The 21762-nt window shown below is 71.8% G+C and carries 18 protein-coding genes; 14 read left to right on the top strand and 4 right to left on the bottom strand.

Annotation, left to right across the window (positions count from 1 at the left end; all coding sequences use genetic code 11):
* Positions 1–67 precede the first annotated feature (67 nt).
* The 3 genes from AB0G79_RS16610 to AB0G79_RS16600 all read right to left on the bottom strand — a co-directional run bounded on the left by AB0G79_RS16610 (position 68) and on the right by AB0G79_RS16600 (position 2990).
* Positions 68–1348 carry an MFS transporter gene (locus AB0G79_RS16610; protein ID WP_360806877.1) on the bottom strand — a complete coding sequence of 427 codons (1281 nt, stop codon included), beginning with the start codon at positions 1346–1348 and terminating at the stop codon, positions 68–70.
* A 211-nt stretch (positions 1349–1559) separates the two neighbouring features.
* Positions 1560–2216 carry an MBL fold metallo-hydrolase gene (locus tag AB0G79_RS16605; protein WP_360806875.1) on the bottom strand — a complete coding sequence of 219 codons (657 nt, stop codon included), beginning with the start codon at positions 2214–2216 and terminating at the stop codon, positions 1560–1562.
* Between the two features lie 78 nt (positions 2217–2294).
* Positions 2295–2990 (bottom strand): maleylpyruvate isomerase family mycothiol-dependent enzyme, encoded by a 696-nt coding sequence (locus AB0G79_RS16600; protein WP_360806873.1) that lies wholly within the window; start codon positions 2988–2990, stop codon positions 2295–2297.
* A 155-nt stretch (positions 2991–3145) separates the two neighbouring features.
* Between AB0G79_RS16600 and uvrA the strand changes: the two genes are divergently transcribed.
* Together uvrA and AB0G79_RS16590 are read left to right on the top strand one after the other, a co-directional pair.
* Complete coding sequence (gene uvrA / locus AB0G79_RS16595; protein WP_360806872.1) at positions 3146–6223, top strand: excinuclease ABC subunit UvrA; 3078 nt, start codon at positions 3146–3148, stop codon at positions 6221–6223.
* Between the two features lie 117 nt (positions 6224–6340).
* Positions 6341–6766 carry a Rieske (2Fe-2S) protein gene (locus tag AB0G79_RS16590; RefSeq protein ID WP_360806870.1) on the top strand — a complete coding sequence of 142 codons (426 nt, stop codon included), beginning with the start codon at positions 6341–6343 and terminating at the stop codon, positions 6764–6766.
* Between the two features lie 18 nt (positions 6767–6784).
* On the opposite strand, the gene AB0G79_RS16585 is transcribed toward AB0G79_RS16590, so the two are convergent.
* Positions 6785–7714 (bottom strand): hypothetical protein, encoded by a 930-nt coding sequence (locus AB0G79_RS16585; protein ID WP_360806868.1) that lies wholly within the window; start codon positions 7712–7714, stop codon positions 6785–6787.
* A gap of 251 nt (positions 7715–7965) precedes the next feature.
* Between AB0G79_RS16585 and AB0G79_RS16580 the strand changes: the two genes are divergently transcribed.
* From AB0G79_RS16580 to AB0G79_RS16525, 12 genes are all read left to right on the top strand, one after another.
* A complete protein-coding gene (locus tag AB0G79_RS16580; RefSeq protein WP_360806866.1) occupies positions 7966–8550 on the top strand; it encodes a papain-like cysteine protease family protein in 585 nt (194 codons plus the stop codon).
* Positions 8551–8555: 5 nt separating this feature from the next.
* Entirely contained in the window at positions 8556–9356 is an 801-nt protein-coding gene (locus tag AB0G79_RS16575; protein WP_360807072.1) for a hypothetical protein, read from the top strand.
* 95 nt (positions 9357–9451) lie between these two features.
* Positions 9452–11467, top strand: coding sequence for an excinuclease ABC subunit UvrC (uvrC, locus tag AB0G79_RS16570; RefSeq protein ID WP_360806863.1), 2016 nt, complete (start codon positions 9452–9454; stop codon positions 11465–11467).
* Positions 11464–12483 carry an RNase adapter RapZ gene (gene rapZ, locus AB0G79_RS16565; RefSeq protein ID WP_360806860.1) on the top strand — a complete coding sequence of 340 codons (1020 nt, stop codon included), beginning with the start codon at positions 11464–11466 and terminating at the stop codon, positions 12481–12483. The genes uvrC and rapZ overlap by 4 nt, the downstream gene beginning before the upstream one ends.
* Entirely contained in the window at positions 12480–13505 is a 1026-nt protein-coding gene (yvcK, locus tag AB0G79_RS16560) for a uridine diphosphate-N-acetylglucosamine-binding protein YvcK (RefSeq protein WP_360806857.1), read from the top strand. Before rapZ ends, yvcK begins: the two co-directional genes overlap by 4 nt.
* Positions 13496–14485, top strand: a complete 990-nt coding sequence (whiA, locus tag AB0G79_RS16555) for a DNA-binding protein WhiA (protein WP_046911893.1) — start codon at positions 13496–13498, stop codon at positions 14483–14485. Before yvcK ends, whiA begins: the two co-directional genes overlap by 10 nt.
* A gap of 184 nt (positions 14486–14669) precedes the next feature.
* Complete coding sequence (locus AB0G79_RS16550) at positions 14670–17621, top strand: M14 family zinc carboxypeptidase (protein ID WP_360806854.1); 2952 nt, start codon at positions 14670–14672, stop codon at positions 17619–17621.
* A gap of 219 nt (positions 17622–17840) precedes the next feature.
* Positions 17841–18851, top strand: a complete 1011-nt coding sequence (gene gap, locus AB0G79_RS16545; protein WP_360806851.1) for a type I glyceraldehyde-3-phosphate dehydrogenase — start codon at positions 17841–17843, stop codon at positions 18849–18851.
* Positions 18852–18959: 108 nt separating this feature from the next.
* Positions 18960–20171, top strand: coding sequence for a phosphoglycerate kinase (locus AB0G79_RS16540; protein WP_360806848.1), 1212 nt, complete (start codon positions 18960–18962; stop codon positions 20169–20171).
* Between the two features lie 6 nt (positions 20172–20177).
* On the top strand, positions 20178–20954 hold the full coding sequence (tpiA, locus tag AB0G79_RS16535; protein WP_360806845.1) for a triose-phosphate isomerase: 777 nt from the start codon (positions 20178–20180) through the stop codon (positions 20952–20954).
* A 109-nt stretch (positions 20955–21063) separates the two neighbouring features.
* A complete protein-coding gene (gene secG, locus AB0G79_RS16530) occupies positions 21064–21294 on the top strand; it encodes a preprotein translocase subunit SecG (protein WP_030205174.1) in 231 nt (76 codons plus the stop codon).
* A gap of 77 nt (positions 21295–21371) precedes the next feature.
* On the top strand, positions 21372–21707 hold the full coding sequence (locus AB0G79_RS16525) for an RNA polymerase-binding protein RbpA (RefSeq protein WP_309055485.1): 336 nt from the start codon (positions 21372–21374) through the stop codon (positions 21705–21707).
* Positions 21708–21762 lie beyond the last annotated feature (55 nt).

The raw sequence follows: 21762 nt of genomic DNA, 5'->3' as shown, positions 1-21762 counted from the left end.
ACGGCCGGCCAGGGGCACCCGCCCCGGGCCGGCCGTTCGCCGTTCCCGTCCGTCCGTTCGCCGCCCGTCAGGCCGGCGCCGCCTCCGGCGCCTCGGCGCGGGCGGGAAGCGTCTCCGGCAGGAGCGCGAAGCAGCCCAGGCTGACGAGGGCGACCAGGGTCAGATAGGCGGCGACGCCCCACGGCGGACCCGAGCCGCCGTCCGACAGCGTCGTGGCGACGATCGGCGTCAGGGCACCCCCGAGGACCCCGGCGAGGTTGTAGCCGACGGCCGCTCCCGTACAGCGCACACGGGGCTCGTAGAGCTCCGGGAGGTACGCGGCGACCACCGCGAACATCGTGATGAAGGCCAGCATCGAGCCGAGGAACCCGAGGAACATCAGCAGCGGCCGCGCGGTGTGCAGCAGGGCCACCATCGGGAACATCCAGAGGGCCGAGGCCGCGCACCCGGCCAGGCAGAGCGGGCGCCGGCCCCAGCGGTCCGCCAGGAGCGCGACGAACGGGGTGACGGCCCCCTTGATCGCCACCGCCGCCATGACGCACGTGAGCATGACCGTGCTGCTCACCCCGAGCCGCTCGGTGCCGTAGGCCAGCGCCCACGTCGAGACCGTGTAGAACACCGCGTACCCGACGGCGAGCGCGCCGGCCGTGAGCAGCACCAGGCGCCAGTGGCCGCGCGCCACCTCGGCCAGCGGCGCGCTCGCCCGCCGCCCCGAGGCGGAGAGCTCCTCGAACTGCGGGGTCTCCGCGAGCGAGGAGCGCAGCAGCAGCCCGACCGCCGCGAGGACGCCCGCCGCCCAGAACGGCACGCGCCAGCCCCACGAGCGGAACTCCGCGTCGCTCAGGCCCGCCGTGAGCGCCAGCATCACGCCGTTCGCGAGGAGGAAGCCGACGGCGGGCCCGATCTGCGGGAAGCTCGCCCACAGCGCGCGCCGGTGCGCCGGGGCGTGCTCGGCGGTCAGCAGGACGGCCCCGCCCCACTCGCCGCCGAGGCCGAGGCCCTGGAGGAAGCGGAGGAGGAGCAGGAGGAGGGGAGCGGCGATGCCGATCGTCGCGTACGTGGGGACGCAGCCGACCGCGACGGTGGCGCAGCCCGTCAGGAGCAGCGAGGCGAAGAGGACCGGCCGGCGGCCGTACCGGTCGCCGACGTGCCCGAAGAGGACCGAGCCGAGCGGCCGGGAGAGGAAGCCGACGGCGAAGGTGCCGAAGGCGGCCAGGGTCCCGGCGAGCGGGGAGAAGGTCGGGAAGAAGAGCGGGCCGAGGACGAGCGCGGCGGCGGTGCCGTAGACGAAGAAGTCGAAGAACTCGATGGCGGTGCCGACGAGCGAGGCCGTGGCGAGCCGGGTCATCGAGGGCGGGGCCGGTGCGGCCGGGGGAGCGGGGCTCGGGGGCGGGGGTGGCGACGGAGAGTCACTGGTGCGCATGTGGCGCCAACTACCCGACGCCGCTCCCGGTTACGCGGGGCGTGCGGTAGCGCGCGGCCGACGGACCGCGCGCCGTCCGTACGCTGCTGGTCACCCAGCCAGTACGCCCCCGGTCACCCGGCCCGTACGCCCCCGATCACCAGCCGCGCTCGCGCCACTCCGCGAGGTGCGGGCGCTCGTCACCGAGCGTGGTGTCCTTGCCGTGGCCCGGGTAGACCCAGGACTCGTCGGGCAGGACCGCGAAGAGCTTGGACTCGACGTCGTCCAGGAGCGTCGTGAAGTTCTTCGGGTCCTTCCAGGTGTTGCCCACCCCGCCAGGGAAGAGGCAGTCGCCGGTGAAGACGTGCGGGTGGCCGTGCGGGTCGTCGTAGACGAGCGCGATCGACCCCGGGGTGTGCCCTACGAGGCGGCGCGCGGTCAGCTCCACGCGGCCGACCCGGATCGTGTCGCCGTCCTCGACCGGTACGTCCGTGGGGACCGGGATGCCCTCCACGTCGTACGCGCCCGCGTACGTCCGCGCGCCGGTCGCGCGGACGACCTCGGCGAGGGCCTGCCAGTGGTCGCCGTGGCGGTGGGTGGTGACGACGGAGGCGATGCCGTCGTCACCGATCAGCGTGAGCAGCGTGTCGGCCTCGTTGGCCGCGTCGATCAGCAGCTGCTCGCCGGTGGCCCGGCAGCGCAGCAGGTACGCGTTGTTCTCCATCGGGCCGACCGCGACCTTCGAGATCATCAGGCCCGTCAGCTCGTGCACGTCCGCCGGTCCGCCTACCTTCACCGCTCCGCTGTACGTCATGGGCTCAGACTAGCCCCGGGCACCGACACCGACAGCGGCGGCAGCGGCGGCATCGGCCCGGGGCCGGTCGGGCGGGCCCTACAGCGCGGGGAGCTCCGGGAGCGGGCCGCCCTCGGTCTTCAGGGCGGAGCCGTCGCGGCGGCCGGAGAGCCAGCCGAGGAGCTCCGGAGCGGGCCCCGACACGGTCACCGTGGTGCCGGTGCCCTCGGGCGCGCCGGTCGTCCAGGTCCCCGTGCCGTCCGTGGCCTCGACCCGGGTCGGCGGCACGCCGGCGACGCCCGTCCAGCGGTCGGCGAGGAAGTCGATCTCCCGCCGGACGAACTCCTCGGGCAGGTCCTCCAGCTCGTAGCCGAGCCCCAGGTCGACGTGGTGCAGGTCCACCTCGACCCAGCGCCGGAAGGGGATGCGGAAGGCGTTGTCGGTGATGCCGTTGCGGAGCTCGACGACGCGGTTCCAGTCGGCGGGCTCGGCGCTCACGGACTGGAAGGCCTCGGCGGTCGCGCGGACGTCGGCGAGCTGCTCGGCGAGCGGGCGGCCGGAGTCGCGCTCGATGTCGGCGTCGCGGGTCGCGGCGTCGGGGTACATCGGACGGCCCTCGAAGACGTTCACGAGGGCTTCGGCGTTCCGGGCGAGGTGCGCGAGCACATGGCCGCGCGTCCAGCCGGGAAGCCGTGACGGCTCGGCCGTCACCGCGTTGTCCCAGGAGGCGGCCGCGGTCAGCAGGCGGTCGGTCGCTTCTTTGACGGAGACGAGATCACGTTCGTGGTCGATCATGGCGCCGACCCTAGCGCGACACTCGTTCGGGTGAAGCGGTCTCCAGAAGGCCGGAAATCGAATGTGCGTGCTATAGGCTCGACGGAAGCATCCGGCATCCTTGGTTGTTGGGTGTGTCAGGCACATCCGCTCTCTCAAGAAAGGTGCGGACCGGCGTGACCGACCGTCTCATCGTCCGCGGCGCCCGCGAGCACAACCTCAAGAACGTCTCGCTCGACCTGCCGCGCGACTCCCTGATCGTGTTCACCGGACTCTCGGGGTCGGGCAAGTCCTCCCTCGCGTTCGACACGATCTTCGCCGAGGGGCAGCGCCGGTACGTCGAGTCGCTCTCCTCCTACGCCCGGCAGTTCCTCGGCCAGATGGACAAGCCGGACGTCGACTTCATCGAAGGTCTGTCGCCCGCCGTCTCCATCGACCAGAAGTCGACCTCGCGCAACCCGCGCTCGACGGTCGGCACCATCACCGAGGTCTACGACTACCTCCGGCTGCTCTTCGCCCGCATCGGCAAGCCGCACTGTCCCGAGTGCCACCGGCCGATCTCCCGGCAGTCGCCCCAGGCCATCGTCGACAAGGTCCTGGAGCTCCCCGAGGGCAGCCGCTTCCAGGTCCTCTCGCCGCTCGTCCGCGAGCGGAAGGGCGAGTTCGTCGACCTCTTCGCCGACCTCCAGACCAAGGGCTACAGCCGTGCCCGGGTCGACGGCGTGACCGTGCAGCTGAGCGAGCCGCCGACGCTCAAGAAGCAGGAGAAGCACACGATCGAGGTGGTCGTCGACCGCCTCACCGTCAAGGACAGCGCCAAGCGCCGGCTCACCGACTCCGTCGAGACCGCCCTCGGCCTCTCCGGCGGCATGGTCGTCCTCGACTTCGTCGACCTCCCCGAGGACGACCCCGAGCGCGAGCGGATGTACTCGGAGCACCTCTACTGCCCCTACGACGACCTGTCCTTCGAGGAGCTCGAGCCGCGCTCGTTCTCCTTCAACTCGCCCTTCGGCGCCTGCCCCGACTGCACCGGCATCGGCACGCGCATGGAGGTCGACGCCGAGCTGATCGTCCCCGACGAGGACAAGTCGCTCGACGAGGGCGCGATCCACCCCTGGTCGCACGGCCACACCAAGGAGTACTTCGGCCGGATGATCGACGGCCTCTCCCAGGCCCTCGGCTTCCGCACCGACATCCCGTACGCCGGTCTTCCGCAGCGCGCGAAGAAGGCCCTCATGTACGGCCACAAGACCCAGATCGAGGTCCGCTACAAGAACCGGTACGGGCGCGAGCGCGCCTGGACCACCCCCGCCTTCGAGGGCGCCGTCTCCTTCGTGAAGCGGCGGCACGGCGAGGCCGAGAGCGACTCCAGCCGGGAGCGCTTCGAGGGCTACATGCGCGAGGTGCCCTGCCCCACCTGCCAGGGCACGCGCCTCAAGCCGATCGTCCTCGCGGTCACGGTCATGGACCGGTCCATCGCCGAGGTCTCCGCGATGTCCATCAGCGACTGCGCCGAGTTCCTCTCCCGCCTCACGCTGAACGCCCGCGACAAGAAGATCGCCGAGCGGGTCCTCAAGGAGGTCAACGAGCGGCTCCGCTTCCTCGTCGACGTCGGCCTCGACTACCTGTCGCTCAACCGGGCCGCCGGCACGCTCTCCGGCGGCGAGGCCCAGCGCATCCGGCTCGCCACCCAGATCGGCTCCGGCCTCGTCGGCGTGCTGTACGTGCTCGACGAGCCGTCCATCGGTCTCCACCAGCGCGACAACCACCGGCTCATCGAGACCCTGGTCCGGCTCCGGGACATGGGCAACACGCTCATCGTCGTCGAGCACGACGAGGACACGATCAACGTCGCCGACTGGGTCGTCGACATCGGCCCCGGCGCCGGCGAGCACGGCGGCAAGGTCGTCCACTCCGGACCCCTGAAGGAGCTCCTGGCCAACGAGGAGTCCATGACCGGGCAGTACCTGTCCGGCCGCAGGGCGATCCCCACCCCGGCGATCCGCCGCCCCGTGGACCCGGGCCGCGCGCTCACCGTCCACGGCGCCCGCGAGAACAACCTGCGGGACATCGACGTCTCCTTCCCGCTCGGCGTCCTCACGGCCGTCACCGGCGTCTCCGGATCCGGCAAGTCGACCCTGGTCAACGACATCCTCTACACCCACCTGGCCCGGGAGCTGAACGGCGCCAAGTCGGTGCCCGGACGCCACACGCGCGTGGACGGCGACGACCTCGTCGACAAGGTCGTGCACGTCGACCAGTCCCCGATCGGCCGGACCCCCCGGTCGAACCCGGCGACCTACACCGGCGTCTTCGACCACGTCCGCAAGCTCTTCGCCGAGACGATGGAGGCCAAGGTCCGGGGCTACCTGCCCGGCCGGTTCTCCTTCAACGTGAAGGGCGGCCGCTGCGAGAACTGCTCCGGCGACGGCACGATCAAGATCGAGATGAACTTCCTCCCGGACGTCTACGTCCCGTGCGAGGTCTGCCACGGCGACCGGTACAACCGGGAGACCCTGGAGGTCCACTACAAGGGCAAGTCCATCGCCGAAGTCCTGAACATGCCGATCGAGGAGGCCCTCGACTTCTTCGAGGCCGTCCCGACCATCGCCCGCCACCTGCGCACGCTCAACGAGGTCGGCCTCGGCTACGTCCGCCTCGGGCAGTCGGCGCCGACGCTCTCCGGCGGCGAGGCCCAGCGCGTCAAGCTCGCCTCCGAGCTCCAGAAGCGCTCCACGGGCCGCACGGTCTACGTCCTGGACGAGCCGACCACCGGTCTCCACTTCGAGGACATCTCGAAGCTGATCAAGGTCCTGTCGGGCCTGGTCGACAAGGGGAACTCGGTGATCGTCATCGAGCACAACCTCGACGTCATCAAGACGGCGGACTGGCTCATCGACATGGGACCCGAGGGCGGCAGCGGCGGCGGTCTCGTCGTCGCCGAGGGCACGCCCGAGGAGGTCGCCTCGGTCCCGGCCAGCCACACCGGCAAGTTCCTCCGCGAGATCCTCGGCGCCGACCGGATCAGCGACGCCGACGCGACCGTGCCGGCGGCACGCGGAGCGAAGAAGACGGCGGCGAAGAAGGCCCCCGCGAAGAAGGCCCCCGCGAAGAAGGCGGCGACCACGAAGGCCGCGGCCACCAAGGCCACCGCCCAGAAGGCCACCGCCACCAAGGCGGCCACCGCCACCAAGGCGACCAAGGCCGCCAAGGCCCCGGCCAAGAAGGCGACCACCCGCGCCCGCAAGGCCTGACCCGGCCCGACAGCCTCGCGGGGCCCCACCACGGGGCCCCGCGACGGCCTGTCGGAGGCCGCCGGTATCGTCGGTTCGGTCACCCTTGCCCCGATCCGACGCCACCGTGGAGCGCACATGTCCGGCCAGTCCAGCCGCCGCACCGTCCTGAAGGGTGCCGCCCTCGCCGGCGCCGCCGGGCTGGGAGCCGCCGCCTGTTCCACCGACTCCAAGCTCGGCCACGCCCAGGTCCCGACGCCGACCGCCCCGGTCCCGCTGGGCTCCCCCGACGAGGTCCCGGTCGGCGGCGCCAAGCTCTACCGCGAGCAGCGCGTCCTGGTCAGCTGCCCCGCCAAGGGCGAGTACAAGGCCTTCAGCGCCCAGTGCACCCACGCCGGCTGCGTCCTCGACAAGATCGAGGACAACGAGGGCAACTGCCCCTGCCACGGCAGCCGCTTCGACGTGACGACCGGCAAGGCGCTCAAGGGCCCCGCCACCGTCCCGCTCCCCGAGGTGCCCGTCCGCGTCGAGGGCGGCAAGCTCGTCGCGGGCCCGAAGGCCTGAGCCCCGCGGCCGGATCCCTCAGGACCAGTCCCAGTCGACCCCCAGGATCCCGGGCCGCACCCCCTGCTCCACGAGGTGCACCGTGCGGTGCCTGCCGCTCAGCGTCAGGTCCGCGCGGCCCCCGCGCGGCGCGCCCGCCGAGGTCTGGGCGAACCTCCGGCACCGCACGGGCAGCGCCGCCTCGTCGAAGCGGACCTGGAGGACGTACTGCCCTCCGGCGAAGCTGAAGCCCCGCATGTACTCCCCGCTCGGACCCGCCGTGCCGTCCTCGAAGCCGTACGAGAACAGGTGCGTGTCCCCGGCCCGCAGCCGCGCGTCGAAGAGCAGCTCCGCGACGACCACCCCCGTACCGGCGTGCCAGCGCACCCGGCCCGTCCGGCAGTTCTCCACGGCCCGGACGCCCACCCGGGACGGATCGCACCCCGGGTCGCCGTGGTGGATGGCGAGGTAGCGGTCCACGCCGTCCCGGTGGGCCCGCACGACGTGCTGCGACTCGCGCCCGACCAGCTCGCGCCCCGCCCCGATCCGTACCCGCTCGTGGTGCCCCACCGTGTGCAGCCCGCCGTCCGCCGGTGACTCCAGCTCCGCGAGGAGCTCCTCGACCGAGCCCGACGCCTCCACCAGGGAGCGGTACGAGCGGGCCGCCGGGCGCTCCACCTCCGACCGCCCCGACGAGTCGTCCGCCAGCAGCCGCAGCAGCGAGTTGCCGGGGAGCTGGAGCACCTCCTCCAGGGCGCGCACCGCCTTCAGCGACTCCGGCCGCTGCGGGCGGCGGGCCCCCTGCTGCCAGTAGCTGAGGCTCGTCACCCCGACCCGCACGCCCCGGTGCGCGAGATGGTGCTGCACCCGCTGGAGCGGCAGCCCGCGCACCGCGAAGGCGGTCCGCAGCGCCAGATGGAAGGGGCCGGTGTGCAGCAGCTGCGCCAGATCGGCCTCGGTGTGGCTCACGAGGACTCCTCGGTGAACTCGGTGAACGTTCACGACGGGGGAGCGGACCGTCGTGTCGCGGGCGGTGGGCGGGCAGGTGAGACGAGGGCGTCCGTTCACACCCCGGCCGCACCGTTCACAGACCGATGTCACCCCGCATTGAAGCGTGTTGACCCGCTTCCGACAACGGCCGATGCTCCTGACCAGCGTCCGGACGCGCTCCTCCACTCCCCACTCCCCACATCCCCACCCCCCGCCATGGGAGGAACGCGATGCGCAGCAGAAGAACCGTCCTCGCGGCACTCGCCGCAGCCGCCCTCTTCCTCGTCCCCACGACGTCGGCCTCCGCCGCCCCGTCGGGCGAGGACGCCGCCCTCGGCTACCGGCAGCTGAACATCACCATGCAGGCGCAGCAGAAGACCAACTGGTGCTGGGCCGCCGGCGGCAACACCATCGCCACCTGGTTCGGCCGGAACTACAGCCAGAACCAGTTCTGCAACGCCGCCTTCAACCGTCAGCAGGGCTACGAGTGCCCCAACGACCAGGCGACCCTCGGCAACGTCCAGAACGGCCTGAGCTGGGCGGGCATCAACCCCGGCTCCTACGTCACCGGCTGGCTCCGCTACTCGACCGTCCAGACCGAGATCAACGCGAACCGTCCGGTCGAGACCCGGATCCAGTGGTCGAGCGGCGGCGGTCACATGCACGTCCTGTACGGCTACGACGACTCCGGCAGCTGGGTCTACTGGGGTGACCCGTGGCCGTCCAGCGACCGGTACAACTGGGCGTCGCACGCCTGGTACGTCAACAACAGCTCCTTCTCCTGGACCCACTCGCTCTACCGGATCGGGGCGTGACGACGATGAACGGACGTGCCATGGGAGCCGGTCTGCTGACCGCCGCGGCCCTCGTCGCCCTCGGCGCCCTGGGGGCTCCGCAGGCCGCCGCGGCGGAGACCCTGCCGCCGGCGCCGACCCCCGAGCAGGCGGCGTCCGCGCCGGGGACCCTGGACACGCTGTCCCGGTTCTTCGCCCGCGACGGGGCGGTCGCCCGCTCCGCGGCGGCGCCGCGCGTCGAGGGCGGGTCCGTGCCGGTGCGGATACTCTCGCCGGACTTCGTCGCCGGGAAGCCGGGGGCGCCCGTCGCCCGCGTCGAGTTCCGGGCCAGCCGGGCCGTCGCCGCGGACGGCCAGAAGGCCTCGCTGTGGACGGTGAAGCAGCCGGGCGGCTGGCAGGTGGTGAACATCGCCACCGGCGACGACGAGATCCGGTACGCGGAGCAGGGCGGGCGCGTGCTGCCCGGCGGGATCGTGTTCCGCGAGCCGCAGATCGACGCGTGGTACGTCCAGAAGGGGGCGAAGGTGCTGCCCCTCGACGAGGACGCGGTACGGGCGGTGGGCGCGGGGGGCACGAGCCTGGACGCGTACCGGGAGCGGGTCGCCGCCGCGTACGGGGACAAGCTGCCGGGGTCGGCGTACGGGAAGAAGGGGGCTGCGGGCGGGTACGCGCCGCAGGCGGCGCAGGCGCCGGTCGCCGCCGACGGGCCGGCCGTCCCGGCCACCGCCGCGGCAGCCGCGGGCGGAAGCGGGCTGCTCGCCCTCGCGGGCGTGGGCGCGGTGCGGCGGCGGCGCGCACGGGGCGCGGGTCGGGGCGCGGAGGCCTAGGCACGGAAAGGGGCGCCGTTCCGTTGTGACCGCAACGGAACGACGCCCCGTTCCGTCCCGTCGGAGTGTCAGTCCCCGCCAGTAGGGTGGGGACCATGGCAGACCCCTCCAGCTACCGCCCCAAGCCGGGGCAGATCCCCGACTCCCCGGGGGTCTACAAGTTCCGCGACGAGCACCGCCGGGTGATCTACGTGGGGAAGGCGAAGTCCCTGCGTCAGCGGCTGGCGAACTACTTCCAGCCGATCGTCAGCCTGCACCCGCGCACGGCCACCATGGTGACCACCGCCGCCTCCGTGGAATGGACCGTCGTCTCGACCGAGGTCGAGGCCCTCCAGCTGGAGTACTCCTGGATCAAGGAGTACGACCCCCGGTTCAACGTCAAGTACCGGGACGACAAGAGCTATCCGTACCTCGCGGTCACGCTGAACGAGGAGTTCCCGCGCGTCCAGGTCCTGCGGGGCCACAAGAAGAAGGGCGTGCGCTACTTCGGGCCGTACGCGCACGCGTGGGCGATCCGCGAGACCGTCGACCTGATGCTGCGGGTCTTCCCCGTGCGGACCTGCTCGGCGGGCGTCTTCCGGAACGCGGCCTCGGCCGGCCGCCCCTGCCTCCTCGGCTACATCGGCAAGTGCTCGGCGCCCTGCGTGGGCCGGGTCACGCCCGAGGAGCACCACGAACTGGCCGAGGAGTTCTGCGACTTCATGGCCGGCCGCACCGGCACGTACATCCGCAGGCTCGAGAAGCAGATGATGATCGCGGCCGAGGACATGGAGTACGAGAAGGCCGCCCGGCTCCGTGACGACACAGAGGCCCTGCGCCGCGCCATGGAGAAGAGCGCGGTCGTCCTCGCGGACGCCACCGACGCCGACCTCATCGCCCTCGCCGAGGACGAGCTGGAGGCGGCCGTCCAGATCTTCCACGTGCGCGGCGGGCGCGTGCGCGGCCAGCGCGGCTGGGTCACCGACAAGGTCGAGGCCGTGGACACGGCCGGGCTCGTCGAGCACGCGATCCAGCAGCTGTACGGCGAGGAGAGCGGCGACGCCGTCCCCAAGGAGGTCCTGGTCCCGGCGCTGCCGGAGGACGTCGAGGCGGTCACGGCGTGGCTCTCCGGCCGCCGCGGGTCGAACGTCTCGCTGCGGGTCCCGCAGCGCGGCGACAAGAAGGACCTGATGGCGACGGTCGCGCGGAACGCGCAGCAGGCGCTCGTCCTGCACAAGACGAAGCGCGCGAGCGACCTGACGACCCGCTCCCGGGCCCTGGAGGAGATCGCCGAGGCCCTCGGCCTGGACTCGGCGCCGCTGCGGATCGAGTGCTTCGACATCTCGCACCTCCAGGGCGAGGACGTCGTGGCCTCGATGGTCGTCTTCGAGGACGGCCTGCCCCGCAAGAGCGAGTACCGCCGCTTCCAGATCAAGTCCTTCGAGGGCCAGGACGACGTCCGGTCCATGCACGAGGTGATCAGCCGCCGCTTCAAGCGCTACCTCGCCGAGAAGGAGAAGACGGGGGAGTGGACCGACGGGGACGTACCCGGCGGGGACGTGCCCGGCGGGGACGGCGAGGTCCCGGCCGAGGACCCCCGGGACGACGGGCGCCCCAAGCGGTTCGCGTACCCGCCGCAGCTCGTCGTGGTCGACGGCGGGCAGCCGCAGGTGGCGGCCGCCCAGCGGGCCCTGGACGAGCTGGGCATCGACGACGTGGCCGTCTGCGGCCTCGCCAAGCGCCTGGAGGAGGTCTGGCTGCCCGGGGACGACGACCCGGTGGTGCTGCCCCGCTCCAGCGAGGGGCTGTACCTCCTGCAGCGGGTGCGTGACACGGCTCACGACTTCGCCATCCGCTACCAGCGCTCCAAGCGGACGAAACGCATCCGGACCAGCCCCCTCGACGCGGTCCCGGGCCTCGGCGAGACACGGAAGCAGGCCCTGATCAAGCATTTCGGCTCGGTGAAGCGGCTCCGACAGGCGACAATCGAGCAGATCTGCGAGGTTCCGGGCATGGGCCGGAAGACCGCGGAGGCGGTTGTCGTGGCCCTCGCGCAGGCGGCCCCGGCGGCGCCCGCCGTGAACACGGCGACAGGAGAGATCATGGAAGACGACGGGGGCGGCACGGCATGACCGGGCACGGACAGCAGCACGACGAGCACGAACAGCGGAACCGGCTGGAGCAGCGGAACCAGCACGACGAGCACGACGAGCACGACCGAGAAGACGGAGCACGACACGTGAGTACGGGCACCAAGGAGACCCCCGGCGACAACGGCGCCGAGGCGGCCATCCCCGAGCTGGTGATCATCTCCGGCATGTCCGGAGCCGGCCGTTCCACCGCGGCGAAGTGTCTGGAGGACCTCGGCTGGTTCGTCGTCGACAACCTGCCGCCCGCGCTGATCCCCACCATGGTGGAGCTCGGTGCCCGCTCCCAGGGCAACGTGGCCCGGATCGCGGTCGTCGTCGACGTCCGCGGCCGGCAGTTCTTCGACAACCTCAGGGAGTCCCTCGCCGACCTGGACGCCAAGCAGGTCACCCGCCGGATCGTCTTCCTGGAGTCCTCCGACGAGGCCCTCGTCCGGCGCTTCGAGTCCGTCCGCAGGCCGCACCCCCTCCAGGGCGACGGCCGCATCACCGACGGCATCGCCGCCGAGCGCGACCTCCTGCGCGAGCTGCGCGGCGACGCCGACCTCGTGATCGACACCTCCAGCCTCAACGTCCACGAGCTGCGCGCCAAGATGGACGCCCAGTTCGCCGGCGACGAGGAGCCCGAGCTGCGGGCCACCGTCATGTCCTTCGGCTTCAAGTACGGCCTGCCGGTCGACGCCGACCTCGTCGTCGACATGCGCTTCCTGCCCAACCCGCACTGGGTCCCCGAGCTGCGCCCCTTCACCGGCCTCAACGAGGAGGTGTCGAACTACGTCTACAACCAGCCCGGCGCCAAGGAGTTCCTGGACCGCTACACGGAGCTCCTCCAGCTGATCGCCGCGGGCTACCGCCGCGAGGGCAAGCGGTACGTGACCATCGCCGTGGGCTGCACCGGCGGCAAGCACCGTTCCGTGGCCACCGCCGAGCGGCTCGCCGCCCGCATCGCCGCCGAAGGGGTCGAGACCGTCGTCGTGCACCGGGACATGGGGCGAGAGTGAAGCCGTACCGCCGCCGCGCCTCCACCCTGACGGGGCGGCGCACGCTCCGCAGGAGGGGCGCCCAGCCCAAGGTCGTCGCCCTCGGCGGCGGCATGGGCCTCTCGGCGTCCCTCGCCGCGCTCCGGCGGATCACCGGCGACCTGACGGCCGTCGTCACGGTCGCCGACGACGGGGGCTCCAGCGGCCGGCTCCGGGAGGAGCTCGGCGTGCTGCCCCCCGGCGACCTGCGCAAGGCGCTCGCCGCGCTCTGCGGCGACGACGACTGGGGCCAGACCTGGGCCCGGGTGATCCAGCACCGCTTCCAGTCCAAGGGCGAGATCAACGGCCACGCCGTGGGCAACCTGCTGATCGTCGCCCTCTGGGAGCAGCTCGGCGACCCCGTGCAGGCCCTGGACCTGGTGGGCCGGCTGCTCGGCGCCCAGGGCCGGGTGCTGCCCATGTCCGCCGTGCCGCTGGAGCTCCAGGCCCTGGTCAGGGGGCACGACCCGGAGCGGCCGGACGACGTGGACACGGTCCGCGGGCAGGCGACGGTGGCGCTCACCCCCGGCGAGGTGCAGTCCGTGCACCTCGTCCCGCACGACCCGCCGGCCGTGCCCGAGGCCGTCGAGGCGGTGCTCGACGCGGACTGGGTGGTCGTGGGTCCCGGATCCTGGTTCTCCTCGGTGATCCCGCACCTCCTGGTCCCCGAACTCCTGGACGCCCTGGTCGAGACCAAGGCCCGGAAGGTGCTCTCCCTGAACCTCGCGCCGCAGCCCGGAGAAACCGAGGGCTTCTCTCCGCAGCGTCATTTGGAGGTTTTGGGACGACACGCCCCTAAACTCGCCCTGGACGTGGTGCTCGCCGACGAGGCCGCCGTGCCCGATCGCGAGTCCCTCGCCGATGCCGCCAAGCGGCTCGGTGCCGCGGTCGAGCTGGCGCCGGTGGCCGGGCCCGACGGCTCCGCGAAGCATGACCCGGAGCTGTTGGCTGCCGCGTACGACCGTATTTTTCGGATGCATGGAAGGATCGGCCCATGGCGATGACGGCAGCGGTGAAGGACGAGATCTCCCGGCTTCCCGTCACCCGGACCTGCTGCAGGAAGGCAGAGGTCTCGTCGATCCTGCGGTTCGCGGGCGGGCTGCACCTGGTGAGCGGGCGCATCGTGATCGAGGCGGAACTCGACACGGCGATGGCGGCGCGCCGCCTGAAGCGGGACATTCTGGAGATCTTCGGACACAGCTCCGAACTGATCGTGATGGCACCCGGCGGACTGCGGCGCGGCTCGCGCTTCGTCGTGCGGGTGGTGGCGGGCGGCGACCAGCTGGCCCGTCAGACGGGACTCGTGGACGGCCGAGGCCGCCCCATCCGGGGTCTCCCCCCGCAGGTGGTCTCCGGCGCGACCTGTGACGCGGAGGCGGCCTGGCGCGGCGCCTTCCTCGCGCACGGCTCGCTGACCGAGCCCGGCCGGTCCTCCTCCCTGGAGGTGACCTGCCCCGGCCCCGAGGCGGCCCTCGCCCTGGTCGGCGCGGCCCGCAGGCTCTCCATCGCGGCCAAGGCCCGCGAGGTGCGCGGCGTGGACCGGGTCGTCGTCCGCGACGGCGACGCCATCGGCGCCCTGCTGACCCGGCTCGGCGCGCACGAGTCGGTGCTCGCCTGGGAGGAGCGGCGGATGCGGCGCGAGGTCCGCGCCACCGCCAACCGCCTGGCCAACTTCGACGACGCCAACCTGCGCCGCTCGGCCCGTGCCGCCGTCGCCGCCGGGGCCCGGGTGCAGCGCGCCCTGGAGATCCTCGCCGACGAGGTGCCCGAGCACCTCGCCGCCGCGGGCCGGCTGCGCATGGAGCACAAGCAGGCCTCCCTGGAAGAGCTGGGCGCGCTCGCCGACCCGCCGCTGACGAAGGACGCGGTGGCCGGCCGGATCCGCCGTCTGCTCGCGATGGCCGACAAGCGGGCGCAGGACCTGGGCATCCCCGGGACCGAGTCCAACCTGACCGAGGAGCTCGACGACAGCCTGGTCGGCTGACCCACCCCGACCCGTACCCGCCGCGAGCGAGCGGGCGCGGGAACCGCGAACTCCGTGCTGCCGGTGCCTTCCTGAGGCACCGGCAGCTCCGTCGTGTGCCCGCGAGGCACCCTTGACAGGCCCATGGGCGCCCATGAGCCTGGCGTCTGTTCACCTTCGAGGCAGGCACCACCAAGGGGGGCTCATGGGACGCAGAGCGAGATCGATCCTCGCCGCGGCTTCACTGCTGATCGCGGGAGTGGCGGCGGCACCCGTCGCCGGAGCACGGCCGGTCGACCGGGACGGCGGTGACGCCCTCTCCGTGTGGCGGGCCGTCGTCACCCAGGAGCAGGTCCCGCTGCTCCTCGAAGCGGGCGCCGACGCCCACGAGATGACCGAGCAGGTACCCGCCAGGGGCTCCGCCACCGTCGAGCTCTTCCTCACCGGACGGCAGGCCGGGCAGCTGCGCGGCCGGGGCGTCGAACTCGCCGAGCACCAGCTCACCGACCGGGCCGAACGCCGGGTCGCCGCCGCCGGCGACGGCGTCTTCCGCCCCTACGGCGGCGCGAACGGCCTCAAGCAGGAGATCCTCGACACCGCCCGGGCCAACCCCGGCCTCACGAAGGTCGTGTCGATCGGCAGGACCGTCAAGGGGCAGGACATCCTCGCCCTCAAGGTCAGCAAGGGCGCCCAGCGGACCAAGGACGGCTCCAAGCCCGCCACGCTGTACCTGTCCAACCAGCACGCGCGCGAGTGGATCACCCCCGAGATGACCCGGCGGCTGCTCCACCACTACCTCGACAACTACGGCAAGGACCAGCGGATCACCCGCGTCGTCGACTCCACCGAGCTGTGGTTCGTGCTCTCCGCCAACCCCGACGGCTACGACTTCACCCACGCCGACCCCGCCAACCGGCAGTGGCGCAAGAACCTCCGCGACAACGACGGGGACGGCCGGATCGCCGCGGGCGACGGCGTCGACCTCAACCGCAACTTCGCCTACAAGTGGGGCTACGACAACGAGGGTTCCTCGCCCGACCCGGCCGACGAGACCTTCCGCGGCACCGGCCCCATGTCGGAGCCCGAGACGAAGGCCCTCGACCGCTTCCAGAAGCGCATCGGTTTCTCGTACGGCGTCAACTACCACTCGGCCGCCCAGCTCCTGCTGTACGGCGTCGGCTGGCAGGTCGCCACCGACACGCCCGACGACATCGCCCTCAAGGCGCTCGCCGGCACCCCGCAGAAGTCCGCCGTCCCCGGCTACCGGCCGCAGGTCTCCTCGGAGCTGTACACCACCAACGGCGAGGCCGACGGACACGCCGCCAACGTCAACGGCATGCAGATGTTCACCCCGGAGATGTCGACCTGCGCCACCGCCTCCCGGGTCGACCCGGACGACGCCTGGGAGGCCGCCGACTGCGCCTCCGTCTTCACCTTCCCGGACGACGAGAAGCTGATCCAGGCCGAGTTCGCCAAGAACATCCCCTTCGCGCTGGCCGTCGCCGAGAGCGCCGCCCGCCCCGACCGGCCCGTCTCCCCGGTCGGCACCGAGGCCGCCGACCTCACCCCGAAGACCTTCACCACCTCCTACGCCCGCGGCGGGGAGCAGGAGGTCGCGGTCACGGCGCGCAAGTCCCTGCGCGACAAGACCCTCACGTACCGGATCAACGGCGGGCGCCTCCACCGCGAACGCCTCGGCGCCTGGGAGGGCGGCGAGACGTACGGCGGCGAGGACAACCTGTACTACGACGAGTACCGCGCCGAGGTCGAGGGCGCCCGGCCCGGCGACTCCGTCGAGGTCCGCTTCACCGCCCGCACCCCCGAGGGCAGGGCGACCGCCTCCGCCCCCTTCACCTACACCGTCGCCGAGCGGCCCCGCGGCGACGTCCTCGTCCTCGCCGACGAGGGCGGCACCACCGCGGGCCGCCACACCGCCGCGTACGTGAAGGCGCTCGCCGACAACGGCCGCTCCGCCGCCGTCTGGGACGTCGCCACCCAGGGCGCGCCCGACGCCCTCGGCGTCCTCTCCCACTTCCGCACCGTCGTCTGGTACACCGGCGCCGATCAGCCCTCCGGGCCCACCCAGCTCGCCGTGCGCGCCTTCCTCAACGAGGGCGGCAAGCTGATCAACGCCGGCGAGAAGTCCGGCGGGCTCACCCGGGTCGGCCGGGCCGAGACCAACGACTTCGCCCAGTACTACCTCGGCGCCTACCACCGCGCCGCCCTCGGACAGCCGCCCGCCTTCGCCGGCGGCGGCGCCCTCGCGGGCGTCCGCGCGGGCCTCGGCTCCGCCGACGGCAACCCGCTCGACAACGCCGGCGCGTACACCGTCACCTCCGACGCCCTCGCGCCCGACGCCTTCCCGCAGTTCGCGAGCAGCGCCTCGGCCGGCGACTACCCCGGCGTCCGCACCCCCTTCGAGCCCGCCGAGGGCACGACCTTCGCCGCCGTCCGGCACGCCGACGACACCTGGGCCCGGCTCGCCAGGACCGTCGACCTCACCGGCGTCACCGCCGCCGAGCAGCCCCGGCTCGACTTCCAGGTCAGCTACGACACCGAGCCCGGCTACGACAACCTCGTCGTCGAGGCCCACACCGTCGGCCAGGACGACTGGACCACCCTGCCCGACCGCAACGGGGCCACCTCCACCGAGCCCCCGGCCGACTGCGGCGAGGGCTACTACCTGCGCGGCCACCCCTTCCTCACCCGCTACCTCACCCTCGGCGCGGACGGCTGCGCGCCCACCGGCACCACCGGCTCCTGGAACGCCTTCACCGGCCCCTCCAACGGCTGGCGGCAGGCCTCCGTCGACCTGAGCGCCTGGGCCGGCAAGCAGGTCGAGCTGGCGATCTCGTACGTCTCCGACCCCGGTACGGGCGAGATGGGCGCCTTCGTCGACGACACCCGGTTCGTCACCGCCTCCACCACCCAGGCGGAGGGCTTCGAGACCGGCCTCGGCCCCTGGACCACACCCGGCGCACCGGCCGGCAGCCCGGGCAACGCCGCCGACTGGTCGCGCTCCCCGGCGCTCTTCCACTCGCAGGCCGCCGTCACCACCGACGACACCGTCCTCCTCGGCTACGGACTGGAGCACGTGCCCGCCGCGGCCGACCGCGCGAGGCTCCTCGGGAGGGCCCTCGGCGTGCTCCGCCGCTGACGGAGAGTAATGGGGGCGAAGGTCCCGTGGCGGCCCGTACCCCTTGGGGGGTATGGGCCGTCGGCCTTTGGTGTTCACTTTCCGGACTCGCGCGGTCGCGCTGGATGTCTCCCCCGGGCGCCCGGAGCGGTAGGGTCGTAAGTGGTCGGGGACATCCCAAAAAATCAGATTTCTCGCCGGCGTCGAACACACCGGCGTAGCTAACGAGGAGATCGGTTCGTGACGATCCGCGTAGGCATCAACGGCTTTGGCCGCATCGGCCGGAACTACTTCCGAGCGCTCCTTGATCAGGGTGCTGACATCGAGATCGTTGCCGTCAACGACCTGGGTGACACCAAGACCACGGCCCACCTGCTGAAGTACGACACCATCCTGGGCCCGCTCAAGGCCGAGGTCTCCCACACCGCCGACAGCATCACGGTCGACGGCCACACCATCAAGGTGCTCTCCGAGCGCAACCCGGCCGACATCCCCTGGGGTGAGCTGGGCGTCGACATCGTCATCGAGTCGACCGGCATCTTCACCAAGAAGGCCGACGCCGAGAAGCACATCGCCGGTGGCGCGAAGAAGGTCCTCATCTCGGCTCCGGCCACCGACGAGGACATCACCGTCGTCATGGGCGTCAACCAGGACCAGTACGACGCGGCCAACCACCACGTCATCTCCAACGCCTCCTGCACCACCAACTGCGTGGCGCCGATGGCGAAGGTCCTCGACGAGAACTTCGGCATCGTCAAGGGCCTCATGACCACGGTCCACGCGTACACCAACGACCAGCGCATCCTGGACTTCCCGCACAAGGACCTGCGCCGCGCCCGCGCCGCCGCGGAGAACATCATCCCGACCACGACCGGTGCCGCCAAGGCCACCGCCCTGGTCCTCCCGCAGCTCAAGGGCAAGCTCGACGGCATCGCGATGCGCGTCCCGGTCCCGACCGGCTCCGCCACCGACCTGGTCGTCACCCTCGACCGCGAGGTCACCAAGGACGAGGTCAACGCCGCGTTCAAGAAGGCCTCCGAGGACGGCGCCCTCAAGGGCGTCCTCTACTACACCGAGGACCCGATCGTCTCCTCGGACATCGTCAGCGACCCGGCGTCGTGCACCTTCGACTCCCTCATGACGATGGTCCAGGACGGCAGGACCGTCAAGATCCTGGGCTGGTACGACAACGAGTGGGGCTATTCCAACCGTCTCGTCGACCTCACCGTCTTCGTCGGTGGTCAGCTCTAAATAGACTTCAGGGCAGGCTTTCGATGTGAGCAGGGCTCGGGCAGCGCAACGCCGCGCTGTGCGAGCCCTGTTTGTGTGCTCCACCGCGTACCAAGGAGTCAGTGACAGATGAAGACGATCGACGAGCTTCTCGCCGAGGGCGTCTCCGGCAAGCGGGTGTTCGTCCGCGCCGACCTCAACGTGCCGCTCGACGGCACGACCATCACCGACGACGGCCGCATCCGCGCCGTCGTCCCCACCGTGAAGGCGCTCGCCGACGCCGGCGCCCGTGTCGTGGTCGCCTCGCACCTGGGCCGCCCCAAGGGCGCCCCGGAGGCGAAGTTCTCCCTCGCCCCCGCCGCCGCCCGCCTCGGCGAGCTGCTCGGTGCCGACGTGGCCTTCGCGACCGACACGGTCGGCGACTCCGCCACCGCGACCGTCGCCGGCCTGGCCGACGGCCAGGTCGCCGTGATCGAGAACCTCCGCTTCAACGCCGGCGAGACCTCGAAGGACGACGCCGAGCGCGGCGCCTTCGCGGACCAGCTGGCCGCCCTCGCCGACGTGTACGTCGGCGACGGCTTCGGCGCCGTGCACCGCAAGCACGCCTCGGTGTTCGACCTGCCGGGCAAGCTCCCGCACGCCGCCGGCTACCTCATCGCCACCGAGGTCGGCGTCCTGAAGAAGCTCACGGACGACGTCAAGCGGCCCTACACCGTCATCCTCGGCGGCGCCAAGGTCTCCGACAAGCTCGCCGTCATCGACGAGCTGCTCGGCAAGGCCGACCGCCTGCTGATCGGCGGCGGCATGGCGTACACCTTCCTCAAGGCCAAGGGGTACGAGGTCGGCATCTCCCTCCTCCAGGAGGACCAGATCCCGACCGTCCTGGAGTACATGGAGCGCGCCGAGAAGAACGGCGTCGAGCTCGTCCTCCCCGTGGACGTCCTCGTCTCCACGGACTTCCCCGACCTGAAGACGAAGGCCCCGGCCACCTTCGAGACCGTCGACGCGGACAAGATCCCCGCGGACATGGAGGGCCTGGACATCGGCCCCAAGTCCCGCGAGCTCTTCGCCGCGAAGATCGCCGACGCGGAGACCGTCTTCTGGAACGGACCGGTGGGCGTCGCCGAGCACCCCGACTACGCCGGGGGCACCGCCTCCATCGCGCGGGCGCTGCTCAACTGCGACGGCTTCACCGTGGTCGGCGGTGGCGACTCCGCCGCCGCCGTCCGCAACCTGGGCTTCGACGAGAATGCCTTCGGACACATTTCGACCGGCGGCGGCGCCTCCCTCGAGTACCTCGAGGGCAAGACGCTTCCCGGCCTCGCCGCACTGGAGGGCTGAACCCTTATGACCACCCGCACCCCGTTCATGGCGGGCAACTGGAAGATGAACCTCAACCACCTCGAGGCCATCGCCCACGTCCAGAAGCTCGCCTTCGCCCTGACGGACAAGGACTACGACGCCTGTGAGGTCGCCGTCCTCGTCCCCTTCACCGACCTGCGGTCCGTCCAGACCCTGGTCGACGGCGACAAGCTGAAGATCAAGTACGGCGCCCAGGACATCTCGGCGCACGACTCCGGCGCCTACACCGGCGAGATCTCCGGCCTCATGCTGTCCAAGCTGAAGTCCGCCTACGTGGCCGTCGGCCACTCCGAGCGCCGCCAGTACCACGCCGAGAACGACGAGGTCTGCAACGCCAAGGTGAAGGCCGCCTTCAAGCACGGCATCACCCCGATCCTCTGCGTCGGCGAGGGCCTGGACATCCGCAAGGCGGGCAACCAGGTCGAGTACACCCTCGCGCAGGTCGACGGCGGCCTGAAGGACGTCCCGGCCGAGCAGGCCGAGACCATCGTGATCGCGTACGAGCCCGTCTGGGCGATCGGCACCGGCGAGGTCGCCACCCCCGAGGACGCGCAGGAGGTCTGCGGGGCGATCCGCGGCCGCCTCGCGGAGCTGTACTCGCAGGAGCTGGCCGACAAGGTCCGCATCCAGTACGGCGGCTCGGTCAAGGCCGGCAACGTCGCCGCGATCATGGCGCAGCCGGACGTCGACGGCGCCCTGGTGGGCGGCGCGGCGCTGGACGCCGACGAGTTCGTCAAGATCGTGCGCTTCCGCGACCAGTGACCCCGCCGGTGAGTATGCGGTAGCGGAGTTACGTCGTACCCTTGCGGGGGTCGGGCAGGTGCCCGGCCCCCGTCCGTATAAGTCCGAGGAAGTTGGTCCAGCCGTGGTTATGGGGTTCTCGATCGCCCTGATCGTCTTCAGCGCGCTGCTGATGCTGCTCGTGCTGATGCACAAGGGGAAGGGCGGCGGCCTCTCCGACATGTTCGGTGGCGGCATGCAGTCGTCCGTCGGCGGCTCCTCGGTCGCCGAGCGCAACCTCGACCGGATCACCGTCGTGGTCGGTCTGCTCTGGTTCGCCTGCATTGTGGTACTCGGCCTGCTGATGAAGTTGGACGGGTAACTCCAATCACTGGACGCGCGTTGGGCCTTACGTAGACTGGGGCATCTTCGAGCACCATCACGCAGGGAGTTACGACCGTGGCAAGTGGCAACGCGATCCGGGGAAGCCGGGTCGGAGCGGGGCCGATGGGGGAGGCCGAGCGGGGCGAGTCGGCACCGCGCCTCCGCATCTCCTTCTGGTGCTCGAACGGGCACGAGACGCAGCCGAGCTTCGCCAGTGACGCGGCGGTCCCGGAGACCTGGGACTGCCCCCGCTGCGGATTCCCGGCAGGTCAGGACCGTGACAACCCGCCGGACCCGCCGCGCACGGAGCCGTACAAGACCCACCTCGCCTACGTGCGGGAGCGGCGCAGCGACGCGGACGGCGAGGCGATCCTCGCCGAGGCGCTCGCCAAACTGCGGGGCGAGATCTGAGCACGGCGTGATGCTGTGATGTGTTGAAGACCCGATGAAGGGCCTTGACCGCGAA

Source organism: Streptomyces sp. NPDC020807 (assembly GCF_040641575.1).
Taxonomy (GTDB): Bacteria; Actinomycetota; Actinomycetes; order Streptomycetales; family Streptomycetaceae; genus Streptomyces.
The sequence above is the reverse complement of the archived record's forward strand: the minus strand, read 5'-3'. Positions and strand labels throughout refer to the sequence as shown.

Excerpts from the sequence above, each read along its gene's own strand:
- whiA (WP_046911893.1), top strand. The coding sequence starts at position 13,496 with ATGGCGATGACGGCAGCGGTGAAGGACGAGATCTCCCGGCTTCCCGTC.
- AB0G79_RS16575 (WP_360807072.1), top strand. The coding sequence starts at position 8,556 with ATGAACGGACGTGCCATGGGAGCCGGTCTGCTGACCGCCGCGGCCCTC.
- AB0G79_RS16605 (WP_360806875.1), bottom strand. The coding sequence starts at position 2,216 with ATGACGTACAGCGGAGCGGTGAAGGTAGGCGGACCGGCGGACGTGCAC.
- AB0G79_RS16600 (WP_360806873.1), bottom strand. The coding sequence starts at position 2,990 with ATGATCGACCACGAACGTGATCTCGTCTCCGTCAAAGAAGCGACCGAC.
- uvrC (WP_360806863.1), top strand. The coding sequence starts at position 9,452 with ATGGCAGACCCCTCCAGCTACCGCCCCAAGCCGGGGCAGATCCCCGAC.
- AB0G79_RS16610 (WP_360806877.1), bottom strand. The coding sequence starts at position 1,348 with ATGACCCGGCTCGCCACGGCCTCGCTCGTCGGCACCGCCATCGAGTTC.
- AB0G79_RS16540 (WP_360806848.1), top strand. The coding sequence starts at position 18,960 with ATGAAGACGATCGACGAGCTTCTCGCCGAGGGCGTCTCCGGCAAGCGG.
- rapZ (WP_360806860.1), top strand. The coding sequence starts at position 11,464 with ATGACCGGGCACGGACAGCAGCACGACGAGCACGAACAGCGGAACCGG.
- secG (WP_030205174.1), top strand. The coding sequence starts at position 21,064 with ATGGGGTTCTCGATCGCCCTGATCGTCTTCAGCGCGCTGCTGATGCTG.
- tpiA (WP_360806845.1), top strand. The coding sequence starts at position 20,178 with ATGACCACCCGCACCCCGTTCATGGCGGGCAACTGGAAGATGAACCTC.
- AB0G79_RS16590 (WP_360806870.1), top strand. The coding sequence starts at position 6,341 with ATGTCCGGCCAGTCCAGCCGCCGCACCGTCCTGAAGGGTGCCGCCCTC.
- AB0G79_RS16550 (WP_360806854.1), top strand. The coding sequence starts at position 14,670 with ATGGGACGCAGAGCGAGATCGATCCTCGCCGCGGCTTCACTGCTGATC.
- AB0G79_RS16580 (WP_360806866.1), top strand. The coding sequence starts at position 7,966 with ATGCGCAGCAGAAGAACCGTCCTCGCGGCACTCGCCGCAGCCGCCCTC.